The following is a 15,316-nucleotide window of genomic DNA, read 5'->3' on the forward strand; positions in this document are numbered from 1 at the left end:
AGTCGTCCGTGCCGCTCGTGCGGCGTCAGCGTGTGGTGCCGGCGACCTTCGGCAGCGCGCCGCCCGCGGCGGCGTTGCGGTCGGGCCGGAAGTTGCGGAAGTCGACGCCGGGGATGTCGCGGACGAGGCCGAGCTCGTCCTCGATCAGGGCGGCCTCCGACTCCTCGGGGCCGACGAGCGGCAGGCGAACGCGGGGCGAGGAGATGCGGCCGAGCCCGTGCAGGATGTACTTCGCCGCGACGGTGCCGGGGACGTGGGTCATCACGGCGCGCACGAGCGGCTCGAGCTGCTGGTGCGCGAGCGTGGCGGCCTTGAGGTCGCCGGAGTTCACGGCGTCCACGATGGTGCGGTAGGGCGAGGCGGCGATGTTGGCGGTGACGCCGATCAGGCCGGTGGCGCCGATCGCCAGCTCGGGCAGGACGTTGGCGTCGTCGCCGCAGAAGTACATCAGGTCGGTCTGGTTGAGGACGCGGCTGACCTCCGAGAGATCGCCCTTGGCGTCCTTCACGGCGAGGATGTTGGGGTGCTTGGCCGCGCGGAGGATCGTCTCGTAGCGGATGGGCACGCCGGTGCGGCCGGGGATGTCGTAGAGGATGACCGGGAGGTCGGTCGCGTCGGCGATCATCCGGAAGTGCGTGAGGATGCCGGCCTGGGTGGGCTTGTTGTAGTAGGGCGTGACGATCATGTTGCCGTCGGCGCCGGCCTTCTCGCTCTGCCGCGCGAGCTGCATCGCGTGCGCGGTCTCGTTGGAGCCGCCGCCGGTGATGATCTTCGCGCGGCCCGCGGCGACGGACTTGCCGACCTCGACGAGGCGGATCTTCTCCGGGTCGGTGAGGGTGCTGGTCTCGCCGGTGGTGCCGGTGACGACGATGCCGTCGGCGCCCTTCGAGATGCAGTCGTCGATGTGCTTCTCGACGCCGGGCCAGTCGACCTCGCCGTCGGCGGTGAACGGGGTGACCAGGGCGACCAGGACCTGGCCGAAAGGATTCTCCGGAGTTGACACGAGCCCAGGGTATCGGGTCGGCGGTCGCGGGCCGGAGCGGGCGCCGCCCTCCCCCGCTGATCGAGGAGCTCGGACCCGTCCTGGTGAGGACGGTGGGTCTCGATACGCCCCTCCGGGGCTGCTCGACCAGCATGAATCGCCGGCCCTTCGGGGCTACTCGACCAGCATGGATGCGGGGCTAGGGGGCGACGCGGCCGTTCGCGGTGAAGGCGGCGGCGGTGAGGGGCATCAGCTGCTCGAAGTGCTGCTCCATCTGCTCGGCGGCCATCTCGATCTCGCGCTGCGGGAAGGAGGGGAACGTCGAGTCCTCGCGCTTGGTGCGGAGGGAGAGGAAGTTCATCAGCGAGCGGGCGTTCAGCGTCACGTACATCGAGGAGTAGATGTTGAGCGGGAGGACGATGCGGGCGACCTCGCGGGCGACGCCCTCGCGCAGCATCCGCTGGTACGCCTCGAAGGCCTGGGTGCTGGCGCGACGGGTCTCGGCGACGACGAGCTCGGTCTGCTCCGGGGTGCCGGGCTCGAAGGAGTAGGCGCCGGGCTTGCCCACCTGGACGAGGTTGCGCTGGGGTCCGGGCACGTAGAAGACCGGGCGGAGCTCGCGGTAGCGGCCCGACTCCTCGTTGTAGGAGGCGATGCGGTGCCGCATGAACTCGCGGAAGACGAAGATCGGCGCCTGCACGTAGAAGGTCATCGAGTTGTGCTCGAAGGGCGAGCCGTGGCGGTCGCGCATCAGGTAGTTGATCAGTCCGCGGTCGCGCTTGCCTTGCAGCTCGGCGTCCGCCGACTCCTCGTCGAGGGCGGCCGAGAGGGTCTTCTCGCCCTGCGTCGAGACGCGGGCGGCGAAGAGCACGTCGGAGTCGTGGGCACTGGAGCGGACGAGCTCGACCACGACGTCGGAGCGGAAAACGGGGCTGTCGGGTTCGCTCTGCTCGGTCACGGCTTCGACGATAGAGCACGGTCCGTCGACGCAGAGCGCAATGAACGAGCGTGCAGGGCGTCCGGCGCCTAGCGTGATCGCGTGGACCCTCTCCAGATCGCGGCCGCTCTGCTGGGCCTCGTCGTGCTCGGGACCGCCCTCGGGCTGCTGCGCCGGCGCGCGGCCGGGCGTGTCCGCGCGCGGCCCGCCGCCTCCGCCGAGCGGATCGATCCGGCCGCGCTGGTCGACGGCGCGGTCCTCGGCCCGCGAGCGACGATCGTGCAGTTCTCCACCGAGTACTGCGCCCGCTGCCCGGCGGTGCACCGGATGCTCGCGGACGTCTCCGCCGGTCGCGAGGGCGTCGTGCACCTCGACGTCGACCTCACGCGCCGAGCGGACCTCGCCGATCGCTTCCGCATCCTGCAGACCCCGACCCTGCTCGTGCTCGACGCCGACGGGGTGGCCCGCAGCCGCATCGCCGGCGCTCCGGCCCGGGCCGTCGTCCTCGCCGAGCTCGACCGACTGGAGACAGCATGACCACCGCCCCGCCCGCCGGCTCCGTCGATCCGCGCGGACCGCGCTTCGCCGCCTCCGTCACCGCCGTGCTGCTGCTCGCTGCCGTGGGGCTCGGGCTCGCGGCGCCGGCGCCGGCGGACTCCGTCACCCGGCTCGTCCAGCCCGGCTTCCTGCTGCTGGCGGTCCTCGCGGCGCTGTTCGCCTGGTCGGCCTCCCGCGGTGTCGCCTCGGGGCCCTGGGCGGTCGTCTTCCGCCGCCTCATCCGGCCCCGCCTCGCTCCGCCGACGGAGTGGGAGGACGCCCGCCCGCCGCGCTTCGCCCAGCTGGTCGGGCTGCTCGTCACCGCCGCGGGAGTCGTCCTGCACCTCGCCGGAGTGCCGGGCGCGGTCCCCGTCACCGCCGCGATCGCCTTCCTCGCCGCCTTCCTCAACGCGGCGTTCGGCCTCTGCCTGGGCTGCGAGCTCTACCTGCTCCTGGTGCGCGCCGGGGTCCTCGGCCGCACGGCCGGCTCCCGGGCCTGAGGCCCTAGGCTGAATCCCGCTTCGCGGGCGGCCCGCGACGGGCCTCGGGAGGCACCATGAGCGATTCGACCGCACGGCACTCGGACCAGGACGGCACCGGCAGCTCCGGCGACTCCCCCCGGCGCTCCACCCGGACCGCGGCACCGCGATCGGCGGTCCGGCCCGGCGACGTGCCGAGCCCGGCCACCGCCCCGCGCACGCAGGAGGAGCCGCCTCGGGCCCTGCGGGTGCTGATCTCGGGTGCGAGCGGGATGATCGGCTCGGAGCTCGTGCGCCAGCTGCGCGCGGACGGGCACCAGATCTTCCGCCTCGTCCGCCACGCTCCGACCAGCCCGGACGAGTTCCACTGGGCACCCGCCTCGCACATGCTCGACTTCAGCGTGCTCGACCGCGTCGACGCCGTGATCAACCTCTCGGGCGCTTCGATCAGCCGGCTGCCGTGGACGTCCTCCTACAAGCGGGAGATCCTCGACTCGCGGGTGCAGGCCACCCAGACCATCACCGACGCGATGCGGATGGCCTCCACTCCCCCATCGATCCTGCTCAACGCCTCCGCGGTCGGCTACTACGGCGACCGGCCGGGCGAGGAGCTGACCGAGGAGTCCGCGCGCGGCGAGGGGTTCCTCGCCGACGTCGTCGAGCGCTGGGAGCAGGCGGCGCTGCTCGCTCCCGAGACCGCGCGCGTCGTGACGGTGCGCACCGGGCTCGTCCTCGGGAACGGCGGCGCTCTGAAGCCGCTGCTGCCGCTGACGAAGCTGGGGTTGAGCGGCCCGCTGGGCGGGGGCCGGCAGTACTGGCCGTGGATCAGCCACTACGACGAGGCCGCCGCCATCCGGCACCTGCTGACCTCGTCGCTGTCCGGCCCGGTCAACCTCGCGGGGCCCGAGGCCGCGACGGCGAACGAGGTCATGAGCACACTGGCCGAGCTGCTGCACCGGCCCTTCAAGCTGCCGGTGCCGGAGAAGATCATCGAGCTCGCGCTGCGCGACGCCGGACACGAGCTGCTGCTCTCGAGCCAGCGGCTGGTGCCCCAGCGGCTGCTCGACGACGGCTTCGTCTTCCGCCACCGCACGGTGGCCGAGGCGCTGCAGGCGGTGCTGGCGGACTGAGCGGCGCCGCTCAGGCGGGCTGCTCGTGCTCCAGGGCGATCGAGCGGCGGATCGCCCCGCGGGCCCGCTTGCGGTCGCCGCTGGCGTCGTAGGCGAGGCCGAGCCGGTACCAGGCGCGCCAGCTCTCGGGGTTCTCGTCGACGTCGGCCGCGTAGCGCGGGAAGAGCGCGTCGGCCTCCGCGCGATCGAGCCGGCCGGTGGCGCTGGACTCGAGCACCTCGGACGGCAGGGCGTCCTCCGCCTCGAGGCGACGGGCGAGCTTCTCGGCGCGGACGCCGAACGCGACCTCGCGCACGAGGCCCCAGACGCCGACTCCGCCGAGGATGAGCAGACCGACGCCCATGACGACGCCCGGCACGGTCCCCGCGGCGAAGGCGACGAACGAGTACTGCAGGCAGACGAAGAGGTACAGCGCGAGGAGGACGGCCATCAGGCCGACGCCGATGCGGGTCCTCACGGGGTGCTCGTCGCGGCCGCGGCCTGGCCGGACGGCGCGTCGTCGCTGATCGCCGGCTCCTCGCGGACCTGCTCGGCCAGGGGCGCGGCGTCGAAGGCCGCGCGGAGGTCGATCAGCGCATCGAGGCCGACGACGACGCCGGTGGTGCTGCGGACGGCGTCGAGGGCGCGGAGGATGCCCGCCTCGTAGGACGCGGACGACGTGGTGTCGTGCCGGATGGTGACCGTCTCGCCGGTGCCGCCGAAGACGACCTCCTGGCGGGCCTCGACGCCGGGCAGCCGGAGGCTGTGCACAGGGACGCTCGCCACCTGCTGGCCGCGGGCGCGCTGGTCGGTGTGCGGCGCCTGGACGGGGCCCAGCTCGGCGCGGGCGCGCAGCAGCAGCTCGGCGGTGCGCACGGCGGTGCCGGAGGGCGAGTCGACCTTGCGGGCGCCGTGGGTCTCGATGATCTCGACCGCGTCGAAGAAGCGCGCCGCCACCGTGGAGAGCGCGGTGGCGAGGACGGAGCCGAGCGAGAAGTTGGGGATGATCACGACGCCGGCGCCGGGCTGGGCGTCGACGCTGCGGCGGAGCGCCGCGATGCGGTCGCCGGTCCAGCCGGAGGTGCCGACGAGCACCTTCCTGCCGTTGGCGACGGCGAGATCGACGATCTGCTGGCTGACCGCGGGGAGCGTCATGTCGACGACGACGTCCGCCGCGAGCATCTCGCGCGGGTCGCTGCGCGAGCCGAGCCGGGCGACGAGGTCGAACTCCTCCGAGGCCTCGAGGAGCGAGCAGGTGAGGGAGCCGAGTTTGCCGGTTGCACCGACGACGGCGACGGAGGTGGTCACCGTGCCAGCCTAACGACCGCGGCTGAGGGGGTGGATCTCGATGCGCCCGCTGCGCGGGCTGCTCGATCAGCATCGAGAGGCCGACAGCTCCGATTCCATGCTGGTCGAGTAGCCCCGGAGGGGCGTATCGAGACCCACCGTCGCCAGCACGGCGGATCTGCAGTCTTCTGCTCTGACGCTGGTGGATCTCGAGACGCCCGCTGCGCGGGCGTCTCGATCAGCATGCAGGCGGCGTCAGTAGGACTGGGCCTCGGGGAGGCCGGTGCGCAGCTCCACGGGGAGGTGGGCGAGGTCGTTGTGCACGACGAGGACCGGGGGCTTGCGGGAGCGGACGCGGATGATCGTGAGGCCGCAGTTGGCCTGGTTGACGCCCAGCCAGCGCCAGTCGGGCGCGTCGAAGACGTGCCGGACGAACCAGCCGATGACGAAGTTGTGGGTGATCAGCAGGTCGTGGCGGTCCTCGCGGGAGGGGGCGAGGAACTCGGCCACCGCGTCCTGCATCTGCGCGTGCCCGGCGTCGATCTCGGCCGGGGTGACGCTGCCGAAGAACGGCTCGAAGGCGCGCGGCATGTCCGGGGTCGGGCCGGAGGGGATGCAGTCGAACAGCAGCGAGGACGGCTCGATCGACAGACCCGGCAGGACCGCCCGGAACCGCGCGGCGGTCTCCTCCGCCCGGCGCAGCGGCGAGTGCCAGGCGCCGGTGAAGGGGACGCCGCCGAGCCGCTCGGCGATGAGCCGGGCCTGGCGCTCGCCCCGGGCCGACAGCGGGCCGTCGGGCATGCCGTGCTCGGCGTCCTGCTGCTCGCCGTGGCGGACGAGGTAGATGTAGTGGGACACGGAGGTCCTCCCTGGTGCGGCGCGACGGTGCGCGGTCAGCGGGCGTTCGTGGAGCGGATCAGGCCGCGGGAGTGGTCTCGATCTCGGCGATGCCGGCGAAGGTCGACTCGTCGACAGCCCCGACGGCCGAGATCGACGACGGCCCCCTGGCCAAGTCTGCCGCGAGTGCCTGGACGTCCTCCGCGCCGACGAGGGCGAGTCGGCGCAGGCTCTCGTCGAGGTCGACGAACTCGCCGAAGGTCAGCTCGGAGCGCCCGAGGCGGGACATGCGGGTGTCCGAGTCCTCGAGGGCGAGGGCCGCCGCACCGGAGAGCTGGCCGCGGGCCCGGGCCAGCTCGTCGGCGGTGACGCCGTGCTCGGCGAGCCGGATGAACTCGGCCAGCAGCAGCTCGGCGACGGTGCCCGCCTTCGACGGCGTGCAGGCCGCGTAGAGGCCGAAGAGACCCGCATCGGAGTAGGACGGGGCGAAGGAGTAGACGGAGTAGGCGAGGCCGCGCTTCTCGCGCACCTCCTGGAAGAGGCGCGAGGACATTCCGCCGCCGAGGATCGAGTTCAGCACGCCCATCGTCATCCGGCGGTCGTCCGCGGCGGCCAGCCCCGGGAAGCCGATCAGCAGATTGGCCTGCTCGGTCGGGCGGTGCGTGATCGAGAGCGGGGTGCCGCGGCGGAAGGCCGCCGAGCCGCCGACGCGGCGCTCGACCGGCGCGGACGGGGTGCTCAGGTCCCAGCCGTCGGCGGCGAGGACGCGCTCGAGCTGGGCGACGAGCACCTCGTGGTCGACCGCTCCCGCGACCGTGACGACGAGGTCGCGCGGGCGGTAGGCGGCGCGGTAGTGCGCCCAGACGGCGTCTCGGGTGGCCTCGCCGATGATCGCGGGCGTCCCGCCGATCGGGCGCCCCAGCGGGTGGTCGCCGAAGACGGCCTCGAAGAGCCGCTCGCTGGCGACGTCGGCCGGGTCGTCGTCCGCCATCGCGAGCTCCTCGAGGATGACGCCCCGCTCGGTCTCGAACTCGGCCGGGTCGAGCAGGCTCGAGGTGACCATGTCGCCGATGACCTCGACCGCCATCGGCAGGTCGCGGTCCTGCACCTTGGCGTAGTAGCAGGTGTACTCCTTGGCGGTCAGCGCGTTGTGCTCGCCGCCGACCGAGTCGAAGGCCACGGCGATGTCGAGCGCCGACCGGGTGCCCGTGCCCTTGAAGAGCAGGTGCTCGAGGAAGTGCGTGGAGCCGAAGTTGGAGGGCACGGCGGGCCGGCCGTCGACCGCGGGCAGGGCCGGCGCCTCGTCGCGCGAGCCGGCCGCGACCCAGAAGCCGATCGTCGCGCTGCGCGCTCCGGGCATCGACTCGCTCAGGATGCGGACACCGCTGGAGAGGACCGACCGGCGGACCAGCGAGCCGCCGGCGGCTCCGATGGTCGTCTCCGGCTGTTCGAGAGGGAGTGCGACGCCGTGGTTCATCCGGCACAGCCTAGGCCACCCGCCCGGGGTGATCCCTGCGCAGCCCGTCAGCGGCGGGCGCGCTCCAGGGCCGCCAGGTGGCCGTCGTCGAGCTCGAGCGAGACGGCGCGGACGAGGGCGTCGACCTCGGCCGGGGAGCGCGGGGCGACGGCGGCCGCGGTCACTCCGGGCCGGGAGAGCAGCCAGGCCAGCGCGACGGCCGCGGGGGCGGCCGAGAGCTCGGCGCCGATGGCGTCGAGGGCGACCAGCACGCGCCTGCCCCGCCGACCGATGTGGGCGGCGGCGAGAGCGCCGTCGGGGAGCCTGCCGAGCTGCCTGCGGCCGCGCGCGACGCCGTCGAGGAAGCCGTGCGCCAGCGGCGCCGTGCAGAGGAGCGAGAGGCCCTGACCGGCCGCGACCAGACCGACGTCGCCGTCTGCGCGAGAGCTCTCGAGCAGGCTGTAGGGCAGCTCGACGCCGGCGAACCGGGGGTGGCCGTGACCGGCGAGCACGCGCGCCTCGAAGAGCTCCTCAGCCGCGAAGCCCGAGGCGACGGCGGTGCCGACGAGACCGCGGGCGAGCAGCACCTCGACCGCGCTGAGCAGCTCGTCGAGCCGGCCGGCGCCGTCGGAGCGGACGGCCAGGACGTCGAGGCGCTCGGCGCCGAGCCGTCGCAGCGACTCCTCGACCCGGGTCACCAGGGCGCGCGGGGTGGCGGCCTCGGCGGGGGGCGCGCCGAAGCGGCCGAGCAGCCGGAACCGGTCGCGGTCGCGGTGACCGGCCAGCCAGCCGCCGATCCGGTCCTCCGCGGCGGCGGGAGCGGCGGTGTCGGCGACGACGACCCCGTCGCCGCCCCAGGCCGCGAAGCGCTCGAGCAGCTCGGGCCCGCCGAGGTCGTGACGAGCGAGCACGACGGCGTCGAGGACGAGCGGGAACAGGGTCTCGGCGGTGCCGCCGAGAGTGCGCTTGAGCGAGGCGGGAGCCACGACGGGACGGGTGTCCGCCAGTGGCGGACGGAGAGCGGTGCCGCGCGGACTCCGCGCGGCCGACACGGCCTTCACCCTCGCCACTCGCCCACTCCCCCGCGGCGGTCCGGGTCCGCCAGCACCGAGAGTATCCGAGCGCGGTCGGCGCCCCGCGGGGCGCTCGGGAACGCTTAACCCGATCGTTACACGGTGTTCCCCGGCGGGCTCCCGGGGGTCGCTCGCGCCGGTGCGGCGACCGCGTCCGAGTCGGTGGCGGCGGCTAGATTCGGGCCATGGAGCCCCTCACCCCGACCCCCGCGACGCCCTGGTGGACGAGCGCGGTCGTCTACCAGATCTACCCCCGCTCGTTCGCCGATTCGAACGGCGACGGGATCGGCGACCTCGGCGGCATCCGCGCGCACCTCGACCACCTCGCCGACCTCGGCGTGGACGTCGTCTGGCTGTCGCCGGTCTACCCGTCGCCGCAGCACGACAACGGCTACGACATCTCGGACTACCAGGACATCGATCCCCTGTTCGGCTCGCTCGAGGAGTTCGACCTGCTGCTCGCCGAGGCGCACGAGCGCGGGATCAAGCTGGTGATGGACCTCGTGGTGAACCACACCAGCGACGAGCACGCCTGGTTCGTGCAGTCGCGCTCCTCGCAGGAGGACGCGAAGCGCGACTGGTACTGGTGGCGCCGCGGGCGGGAGACGGCCGGGCAGGAGTCCGCGCCGATCGAGCCGGACGCCGAGCTCGAGGCGACCGCGGACGCGGGCCTCGACGTCGCCGAGCCCAACGGCTGGCGCTCCTACTTCTCCGGGCCGGCCTGGACGCTCGACCCGGCGACGGACGAGTACTTCCTGCACCTCTTCGCGGTGCAGCAGCCCGACCTCAACTGGGAGAACCCGGAGGTCCGGCACGCGGTGCACGCGATGATGAACTGGTGGCTCGACCGCGGGGTCGACGGCTTCCGGATGGACGTCATCAACCTCGTCTCGAAGGACGTCGACCAGATCGACGGCGAGGGCGGCGGCTCCGGGATCGTCGGCGGGGTCGGTCCCCGGCTGCACGAGTACCTCCGCGAGATGAACGAGGCGGTGTTCGCCGGGCGCGACGCCGCGCTGATGACGGTCGGCGAGATGCCGGGCGTCACCCTCGAGGAGGCGGTGCTCGTCACCGACCCGGAGCGGCGCGAGCTCGACATGGTCTTCCAGTTCGAGCACGTCGGGATCGACCACGGCGTCGACAAGTTCCACCCGGTTCCGCTCGATCTCGTCGCGCTGAAGGCGAATCTCGCCCGCTGGCAGGACGGGCTCGCGGAACGCGGCTGGAACAGCCTCTACCTCGGGAACCACGACCAGCCCCGGCTCGTCTCGCGCTTCGGCGACGACGGCGCCCGGCGCTACGAGTCGGCCACGCTCTGGGCGACGCTCCTGCACCTGCAGCGCGGCACGCCGTACATCTACCAGGGCGATGAGATCGGCATGACCAACGTGCCGTTCGCCGGCATCGAGGACTTCCGCGACGTCGAGTCGCTGAACTACTACGCCGAGGCGGTCGAGGAGCGCGGCGAGGACGCGGAGCAGGTGCTCGCGGGGCTCCGCGCGCAGAGCCGCGACAACGCGCGGACGCCGGTGCAGTGGGACGGCGGACCGCAGGCCGGCTTCACGACCGGCGAGCCGTGGATCCCGGTGAACCCGAACCACGTCGAGGTGAACGTGGCGGCCGACCGCGCCGCGGAGCGCTCGGTCTTCGAGTACTACCGGGCGCTGATCGCGCTGCGGCACGAGGACGAGACGGTGCGGCTCGGCCGCTTCGCCCTGCTCGAGCCGGAGCACCCGACGCTGTTCGCGTACACCCGCACCGGGGCGAGCGAGCTGCTCGTGGTCGGCAACGTGTCGGGCGAGCCGCTCGAGGTCGCGCTGCTCGAGGAGTGGGCCGGCGCCGAGACGGTGCTCGGCAACGTCGCCGGGGCGTCGGGGTCGACGCTCGGGCCGTGGGAGGCGCGGATCCTGCGTCGCTGACGCTCGGCCCGGCCGCGCCCCAGCTCTCGCGGGGCACGGCCGGGCCGTCCTTCGGCGCCGGTCAGGCGGAGGCGCGGTCGAGCTGGGCGATCTCGCTGCGGGTGATCGGCAGCGTCGCGGCGCCGAAGATCGACGCGAGCTCCTCGGCGCCGCGGGCGCGCACGATGACGGCCGAGACCTCCTGGTGCGCGAGCACCCAGGCGAGCGCGGCGGTGCCGGGGTTGCTGCCGTGCGCCTCCGCGACCTCGTCGAGCGCCGCGAGCACCTTGTTGCCGTGCCGGCCGACGTAGTCGAGCGCGGCCTCGAACATGACCGACTCGGGCTCGTCCGAGCGGTGGCGCAGCCTGCCGGTGAGGTAGCCGCTCGCGAGCGGCAGGCGCGCGAGGGTGCCGAGACCCTGGCGGAGCACCTCGGGGGCGACGTCGGCCTCGTACTGCTTGCGCTCCATCAGGTTGTACTCGGCGATCACCGCGGTGAAGGCGGGTAGGCCGAGCTCGCGGGCCGCCTCCTCCGCCTCCGCCAGGGCGGCGCCGCTGAAGTGCGCCGCGCCGAGGGCGCCGACCGAGCCGTCCGCGATGAACGGGGCGACGGCCGCGAGGCTCTCCGCGATCGGGACCTCCGGGTCCTCGCTGTCGAAGGAGAGCAGATCGATCCGGGTGCCGAGCCGCTCGAGGCTGCCCTCGATCGCGATCCGCACGTCCTCGGCGGCGAGACCGGGCGCGTCGGGGTGCCGGCCGACCTTCGTGGCGACGAGCAGCTCGTCCCGCCGGCCGCTCTGCTCGAGCCAGCGGCCGATCATGTACTCGCTGCGTCCGGTGGCGTAGTGGTCGGCGGTGGAGATCAGGGTGCCGCCGAGCTGCGCGAACGCGTCGAGCACCTCGGTGGTCTCGTCGATGCTCGCGGCCCAGCCGAAGACGGAGCCGTCGAGGGCGACCGGGTGCACGGGCAGACCGGTGGCTCCGAGGAGGCGGGGCGGAAGGGGCGTCTCCGGCGCGAGGGCCGGGGGCGTCGAGTCGGTCACGGGGTCCTCCGGTCGGGGCGGTGCGACGGCACGGTCCCGCCACCGTACCCCACGGACGACAGGCGGCCGGCCCACCGGAGGTGCGGCCGGACCCCGGGAACGACGGACGCCCGCCCCACGCGAGTGGGACGGGCGTCGGTCGCGCGGGAGGGATCAGCTCTCGGCGGGGACCTCGACGGGCGCCTCGGCGTCCTCGGCCACGACGGGCGCGAGGGACAGCTTGCCGCGGTCGTCGATCTTGGTGATCGAGACGAGCAGCTTCTGGCCAACTCCGAGGACGTCCTCGACGTTCTCGACGCGCTTGCCACCGGCGAGCTTGCGGACCTCGCTGATGTGCAGCAGGCCGTCCTTGCCGGGGAGGAGCGAGACGAACGCGCCGAAGGTCGCGATCTTGACGACGGTTCCGAGGAACTGCTCGCCGACCTCGGGGTTGGTCGGGTTCGCGATGGCGTTGACCTGGGCGCGAGCGGCCTCGGCCGACGGTCCGTCGACGGCGCCGATGTAGACGGTGCCGTCCTCCTCGATGGAGATGTCGGCGCCGGTCTCGTCCTGGATCGCGTTGATCGTCTTGCCCTTGGGGCCGATCAGCTCGCCGATCTTGTCGACGGGGATCTGGACCGAGATCACGCGGGGCGCGGTCGGGGCCATCTCGTCGGGCTGGTCGATGGCCGCCGTGAGCACCGCGAGGATCGTGGTGCGGGCGTCCTTGGCCTGCTTGAGCGCGGCGTCGAGGACCGACGACGGGATGCCGTCGAGCTTCGTGTCGAGCTGGATGGCCGTGACGTACTCGGAGGTGCCGGCGACCTTGAAGTCCATGTCGCCGAGCGCGTCCTCGGCGCCCAGGATGTCGGTCAGCGCCGCGTAGCGGGTGTGACCGTCGACCACGTCGGAGACGAGGCCCATCGCGATGCCCGCGACCGGGGCGCGCAGCGGCACACCGGCGTTGAGGAGCGACAGGGTCGACGCGCAGACGGAGCCCATCGAGGTGGAGCCGTTGGAGCTGAGCGCCTCGGACACCTGGCGGATCGCGTAGGGGAACTCCTCGCGGCTCGGCAGCACCGGCACGAGGGCGCGCTCGGCGAGGAAGCCGTGCCCGATCTCGCGACGCTTCGGCGACCCGACGCGGCCGGTCTCACCGGTCGAGTAGGGCGGGAAGTTGTAGTGGTGCAGGTAGCGCTTCTTGGTGACGGGCGACAGCGAGTCGATCTGCTGCTCCATCTTGAGCATGTTCAGCGTGGTGACGCCCAGGATCTGGGTCTCGCCGCGCTGGAAGATCGCCGAGCCGTGGACGCGCGGGATGACCTGCACCTCGGCGTCGAGCGGACGGATGTCGGCCAGGCCGCGGCCGTCGATGCGGACGCCGTCGCGGAGGATGCGGCCGCGGACGACCACCTTCGTGACGGACTTGTACGCGGCGCCGACCTGCGAGTAGGCCTCGGCGGAGAGCTGACCGGACGCGATGCGCTCGGCGATCTGCTCCTTGACCCGGGCCTTGAGCGCGTCGTCGGCGTCCTGACGCTCGACCTTGTCGGCGATCTGGTAGACGCGGACGAGCTCGTCGTAGCTGAGCTCGGCGACGTTGTCGTAGGTCTCCTGCGCGTAGGGCAGGAAGACCGGGTAGTCCTTGACCGGCTTCGCGGTCTCGGCGGCCAGCTTCGACTGCGCCTCGACGAGCGCGCGGAGGAAGGGCTTGGCGGCCTCGAGGCCCTGGGCGACGACGGCCTCGTCGGGCTTGGTGGCGCCCGCCTTGATGAGGTTCCACGAGACGTCGGTGGCCTCGGCCTCGACCATCATGATGGCGACGTCCGAGGAGCCGTCCTCGTTGGTGACGACGCGGCCCGCGACGGTGAGGTCGAAGACAGCGTTCTCGAGCTGCGAGGCCTTGGGGAAGGCGACCCACTGGTCGTTGCCGGAGCCGTCGGACATGAGCGCGAGGCGCACACCGGCGACGGGGCCCGAGAAGGGCAGGCCGGAGATCTGGGTCGAGGCGCTCGCGGCGTTGATCGCGAGGGCGTCGTAGAACTCGTCGGGCGCGATGCTGAGGACCGTGATGACGATCTGGACCTCGTTGCGCAGGCCCTCGACGAACGAGGGGCGCAGCGGCCGGTCGATCAGACGGCAGACCAGGATCGCCTCGGTGGAGGGGCGGCCCTCGCGGCGGAAGAACGAGCCGGGGATCTTGCCGGCGGCGTAGGAGCGCTCCTCGACGTCGACGGTCAGCGGGAAGAAGTCGAAGTTGTCCTTAGGGTTCTTCGACGCCGAGGTGGCCGAGAGGAGCATGGTGTCCTCGTCGAGGTACGCGGCGACCGCGCCCTGAGCCTGCTGCGCGAGGCGGCCGGTCTCGAAGCGGACGGTGCGGGTGCCGTACGAGCCGTTGTCGAGAACGGCTTCGGCGAATGTGATTTCAGGACCTTCCAAGAGGTCTGTCTCCTTAACGTCTGCAACGGCACCCCTCTGGGCGCCGGCGTTCGTCGGAGCGGCATGACGGTCAGGAATCGCACGCGATCCCACGGCAGGGCTTCGCGCCGTGCCGTCGTGTGGAGGGCGTTCGTGCTGGCCACCAGTAGAAGGGCTCCGGGTCTGCCCGACATCGTCCACTGCGCTGCAGCAGTGCGTGATGTCGCGAACCGGGACTCCACCACCGAGGACCAGCTTCCTGCCGGCCTGCTCCGTGGTTCGAACCCGATGACGACCGGCGGTCGCTCCCGGATTCGGAACCGGTTCATGCTATCAGTGCGGGCACCGATCGACCAGGAACCGCGGATCCGCCGCGCGGCTCCGGGCCGGGACCGCGGCCGCGCGACTACCAGATCGTGCCGGCCCCGACGGTGATCGCCGCGAGCATCAGCGCGCCGAGCACGAGGCCGACGACGGCCCGGGTGACGCCCGCGCCCCGCCGCGCGCCGCCCTTGACGAGGCCGACGACACCGAGGACGACGGCGAGCACGTCGAGCGGACCGCCGAGCAGGAGACCGATGAACAGCGGGATCGGAGTGAGGAGCACGCCGAGGATCCCGAGCACGAGCGACGCGGTCGCGGCGGCGTTGCCGACGGCGGGTGCCGCGGGCGCCAGTGGTGCGAGGTGGCCGGTCCAGGCCCGGCCGTCCCAGTAGCGCTGCGTGTTCACCTGACCGGGGTCCGGATACCAGCCGGGCGGCGGACCGGCGGGGGCGGGGCTGCCCCAGAACTCCGCCGGGGACGACGATCCCTGCGGCCGCGCGTCGTCAGCCACGGGTCTCGTGCATCAGCAGTTGAACGCGCAGGCCGCCCTTGCCCTTCACGATCCGGGCGGGGATGCGCGGCTGCTTGCCCGCCTCGGTGAGCCGGGCCAGGGCCGCCTCGACGACGTTCTCGAGACCGCGGGGCACGTAGCCGACCAGATCGCTCGGCCGGTGGTTCGCGAAGAGGCGGACCGGCATCGGCGCGTCGGTGCGCTCCTCCTCGATCGTGCGGCGCGGGATGACCGCCGTGATCTCCTCCTCGCCGAGGGCGTGCACGCGGGCCAGCTCGTCCTGGTGCGGGAGCGAGTCGGCGATGCCGAGGAGGGTGTCACCGCGCTTGGACTTGGGGCGCAGCTCGTAGTCGTAGTCGTCGAGCTTGCCCGAGCCGCGGTCGCCGGCGGGCAGGGGGTCGGAGTCGGAGCGGCCGAACGAGAAGAGCTTCATGACTCCATCATGGA

Annotated in this window: 15 protein-coding genes; 4 read left to right on the forward strand and 11 right to left on the reverse strand. The window is 72.9% G+C overall.

The window, feature by feature from the left end; translation table 11 throughout:
• Positions 1–25: 25 nt before the first annotated feature.
• A complete protein-coding gene (gene dapA / locus GTU73_RS13550; RefSeq protein ID WP_160090267.1) occupies positions 26–1,003 on the reverse strand; it encodes a 4-hydroxy-tetrahydrodipicolinate synthase in 978 nt (325 codons plus the stop codon).
• 178 nt (positions 1,004–1,181) lie between these two features.
• Positions 1,182–1,940 (reverse strand): FAD-dependent thymidylate synthase, encoded by a 759-nt coding sequence (thyX, locus tag GTU73_RS13555; protein ID WP_160090268.1) that lies wholly within the window; start codon positions 1,938–1,940, stop codon positions 1,182–1,184.
• Between the two features lie 81 nt (positions 1,941–2,021).
• Between thyX and GTU73_RS13560 the strand changes: the two genes are divergently transcribed.
• Genes GTU73_RS13560 through GTU73_RS13570 form a run of 3 tightly spaced genes read left to right on the forward strand, consistent with a single transcriptional unit; the run spans position 2,022 to position 4,065 of the window.
• The gene (locus GTU73_RS13560) at positions 2,022–2,456 is read left to right on the forward strand and encodes a thioredoxin family protein (protein ID WP_160090269.1); all 435 of its coding nucleotides are present in this window, start codon (positions 2,022–2,024) and stop codon (positions 2,454–2,456) included.
• The gene (locus tag GTU73_RS13565; RefSeq protein WP_160090270.1) at positions 2,453–2,956 is read left to right on the forward strand and encodes a DUF4395 domain-containing protein; all 504 of its coding nucleotides are present in this window, start codon (positions 2,453–2,455) and stop codon (positions 2,954–2,956) included. The genes GTU73_RS13560 and GTU73_RS13565 overlap by 4 nt, the downstream gene beginning before the upstream one ends.
• 56 nt (positions 2,957–3,012) lie before the next feature.
• A complete protein-coding gene (locus tag GTU73_RS13570; protein WP_160090271.1) occupies positions 3,013–4,065 on the forward strand; it encodes a TIGR01777 family oxidoreductase in 1,053 nt (350 codons plus the stop codon).
• Positions 4,066–4,075: 10 nt separating this feature from the next.
• On the opposite strand, the gene GTU73_RS13575 is transcribed toward GTU73_RS13570, so the two are convergent.
• The 5 genes from GTU73_RS13575 to GTU73_RS13595 all read right to left on the reverse strand — a co-directional run bounded on the left by GTU73_RS13575 (position 4,076) and on the right by GTU73_RS13595 (position 8,610).
• Positions 4,076–4,522 carry a hypothetical protein gene (locus tag GTU73_RS13575; protein ID WP_160090272.1) on the reverse strand — a complete coding sequence of 149 codons (447 nt, stop codon included), beginning with the start codon at positions 4,520–4,522 and terminating at the stop codon, positions 4,076–4,078.
• Entirely contained in the window at positions 4,519–5,352 is an 834-nt protein-coding gene (gene dapB / locus GTU73_RS13580; RefSeq protein ID WP_160090273.1) for a 4-hydroxy-tetrahydrodipicolinate reductase, read from the reverse strand. Before dapB ends, GTU73_RS13575 begins: the two co-directional genes overlap by 4 nt.
• 234 nt (positions 5,353–5,586) lie before the next feature.
• Complete coding sequence (locus GTU73_RS13585) at positions 5,587–6,189, reverse strand: histidine phosphatase family protein (protein WP_160090274.1); 603 nt, start codon at positions 6,187–6,189, stop codon at positions 5,587–5,589.
• Between the two features lie 58 nt (positions 6,190–6,247).
• Positions 6,248–7,645: a pitrilysin family protein gene (locus tag GTU73_RS13590; protein ID WP_160090275.1), complete on the reverse strand. Its 1,398-nt coding sequence runs from the start codon at positions 7,643–7,645 to the stop codon at positions 6,248–6,250.
• A gap of 47 nt (positions 7,646–7,692) precedes the next feature.
• The gene (locus tag GTU73_RS13595) at positions 7,693–8,610 is read right to left on the reverse strand and encodes an aldo/keto reductase (protein ID WP_160090276.1); all 918 of its coding nucleotides are present in this window, start codon (positions 8,608–8,610) and stop codon (positions 7,693–7,695) included.
• 272 nt (positions 8,611–8,882) lie between these two features.
• On the opposite strand from GTU73_RS13595, the gene GTU73_RS13600 reads away from it, so the two are divergent.
• Complete coding sequence (locus GTU73_RS13600; protein WP_160090277.1) at positions 8,883–10,616, forward strand: alpha-glucosidase; 1,734 nt, start codon at positions 8,883–8,885, stop codon at positions 10,614–10,616.
• A gap of 61 nt (positions 10,617–10,677) precedes the next feature.
• Here the strand turns inward: GTU73_RS13600 and GTU73_RS13605 are convergent, their stop codons facing one another.
• The 4 genes from GTU73_RS13605 to GTU73_RS13620 form a co-directional block, all read right to left on the reverse strand.
• Positions 10,678–11,637: an aldo/keto reductase gene (locus GTU73_RS13605; RefSeq protein ID WP_160090278.1), complete on the reverse strand. Its 960-nt coding sequence runs from the start codon at positions 11,635–11,637 to the stop codon at positions 10,678–10,680.
• Between the two features lie 153 nt (positions 11,638–11,790).
• A complete protein-coding gene (locus tag GTU73_RS13610; protein ID WP_160090279.1) occupies positions 11,791–14,055 on the reverse strand; it encodes a polyribonucleotide nucleotidyltransferase in 2,265 nt (754 codons plus the stop codon).
• Positions 14,056–14,440: 385 nt separating this feature from the next.
• Positions 14,441–14,869, reverse strand: a complete 429-nt coding sequence (locus GTU73_RS19100; protein WP_208543668.1) for a DUF2510 domain-containing protein — start codon at positions 14,867–14,869, stop codon at positions 14,441–14,443.
• On the reverse strand, positions 14,862–15,302 hold the full coding sequence (locus GTU73_RS13620; RefSeq protein ID WP_160090280.1) for a hypothetical protein: 441 nt from the start codon (positions 15,300–15,302) through the stop codon (positions 14,862–14,864). Before GTU73_RS13620 ends, GTU73_RS19100 begins: the two co-directional genes overlap by 8 nt.
• Positions 15,303–15,316: the final 14 nt, after the last annotated feature.

The organism is Rathayibacter sp. VKM Ac-2804, from assembly GCF_009866655.1.
In the GTDB taxonomy this organism is placed as follows: domain Bacteria; phylum Actinomycetota; class Actinomycetes; order Actinomycetales; family Microbacteriaceae; genus Rathayibacter.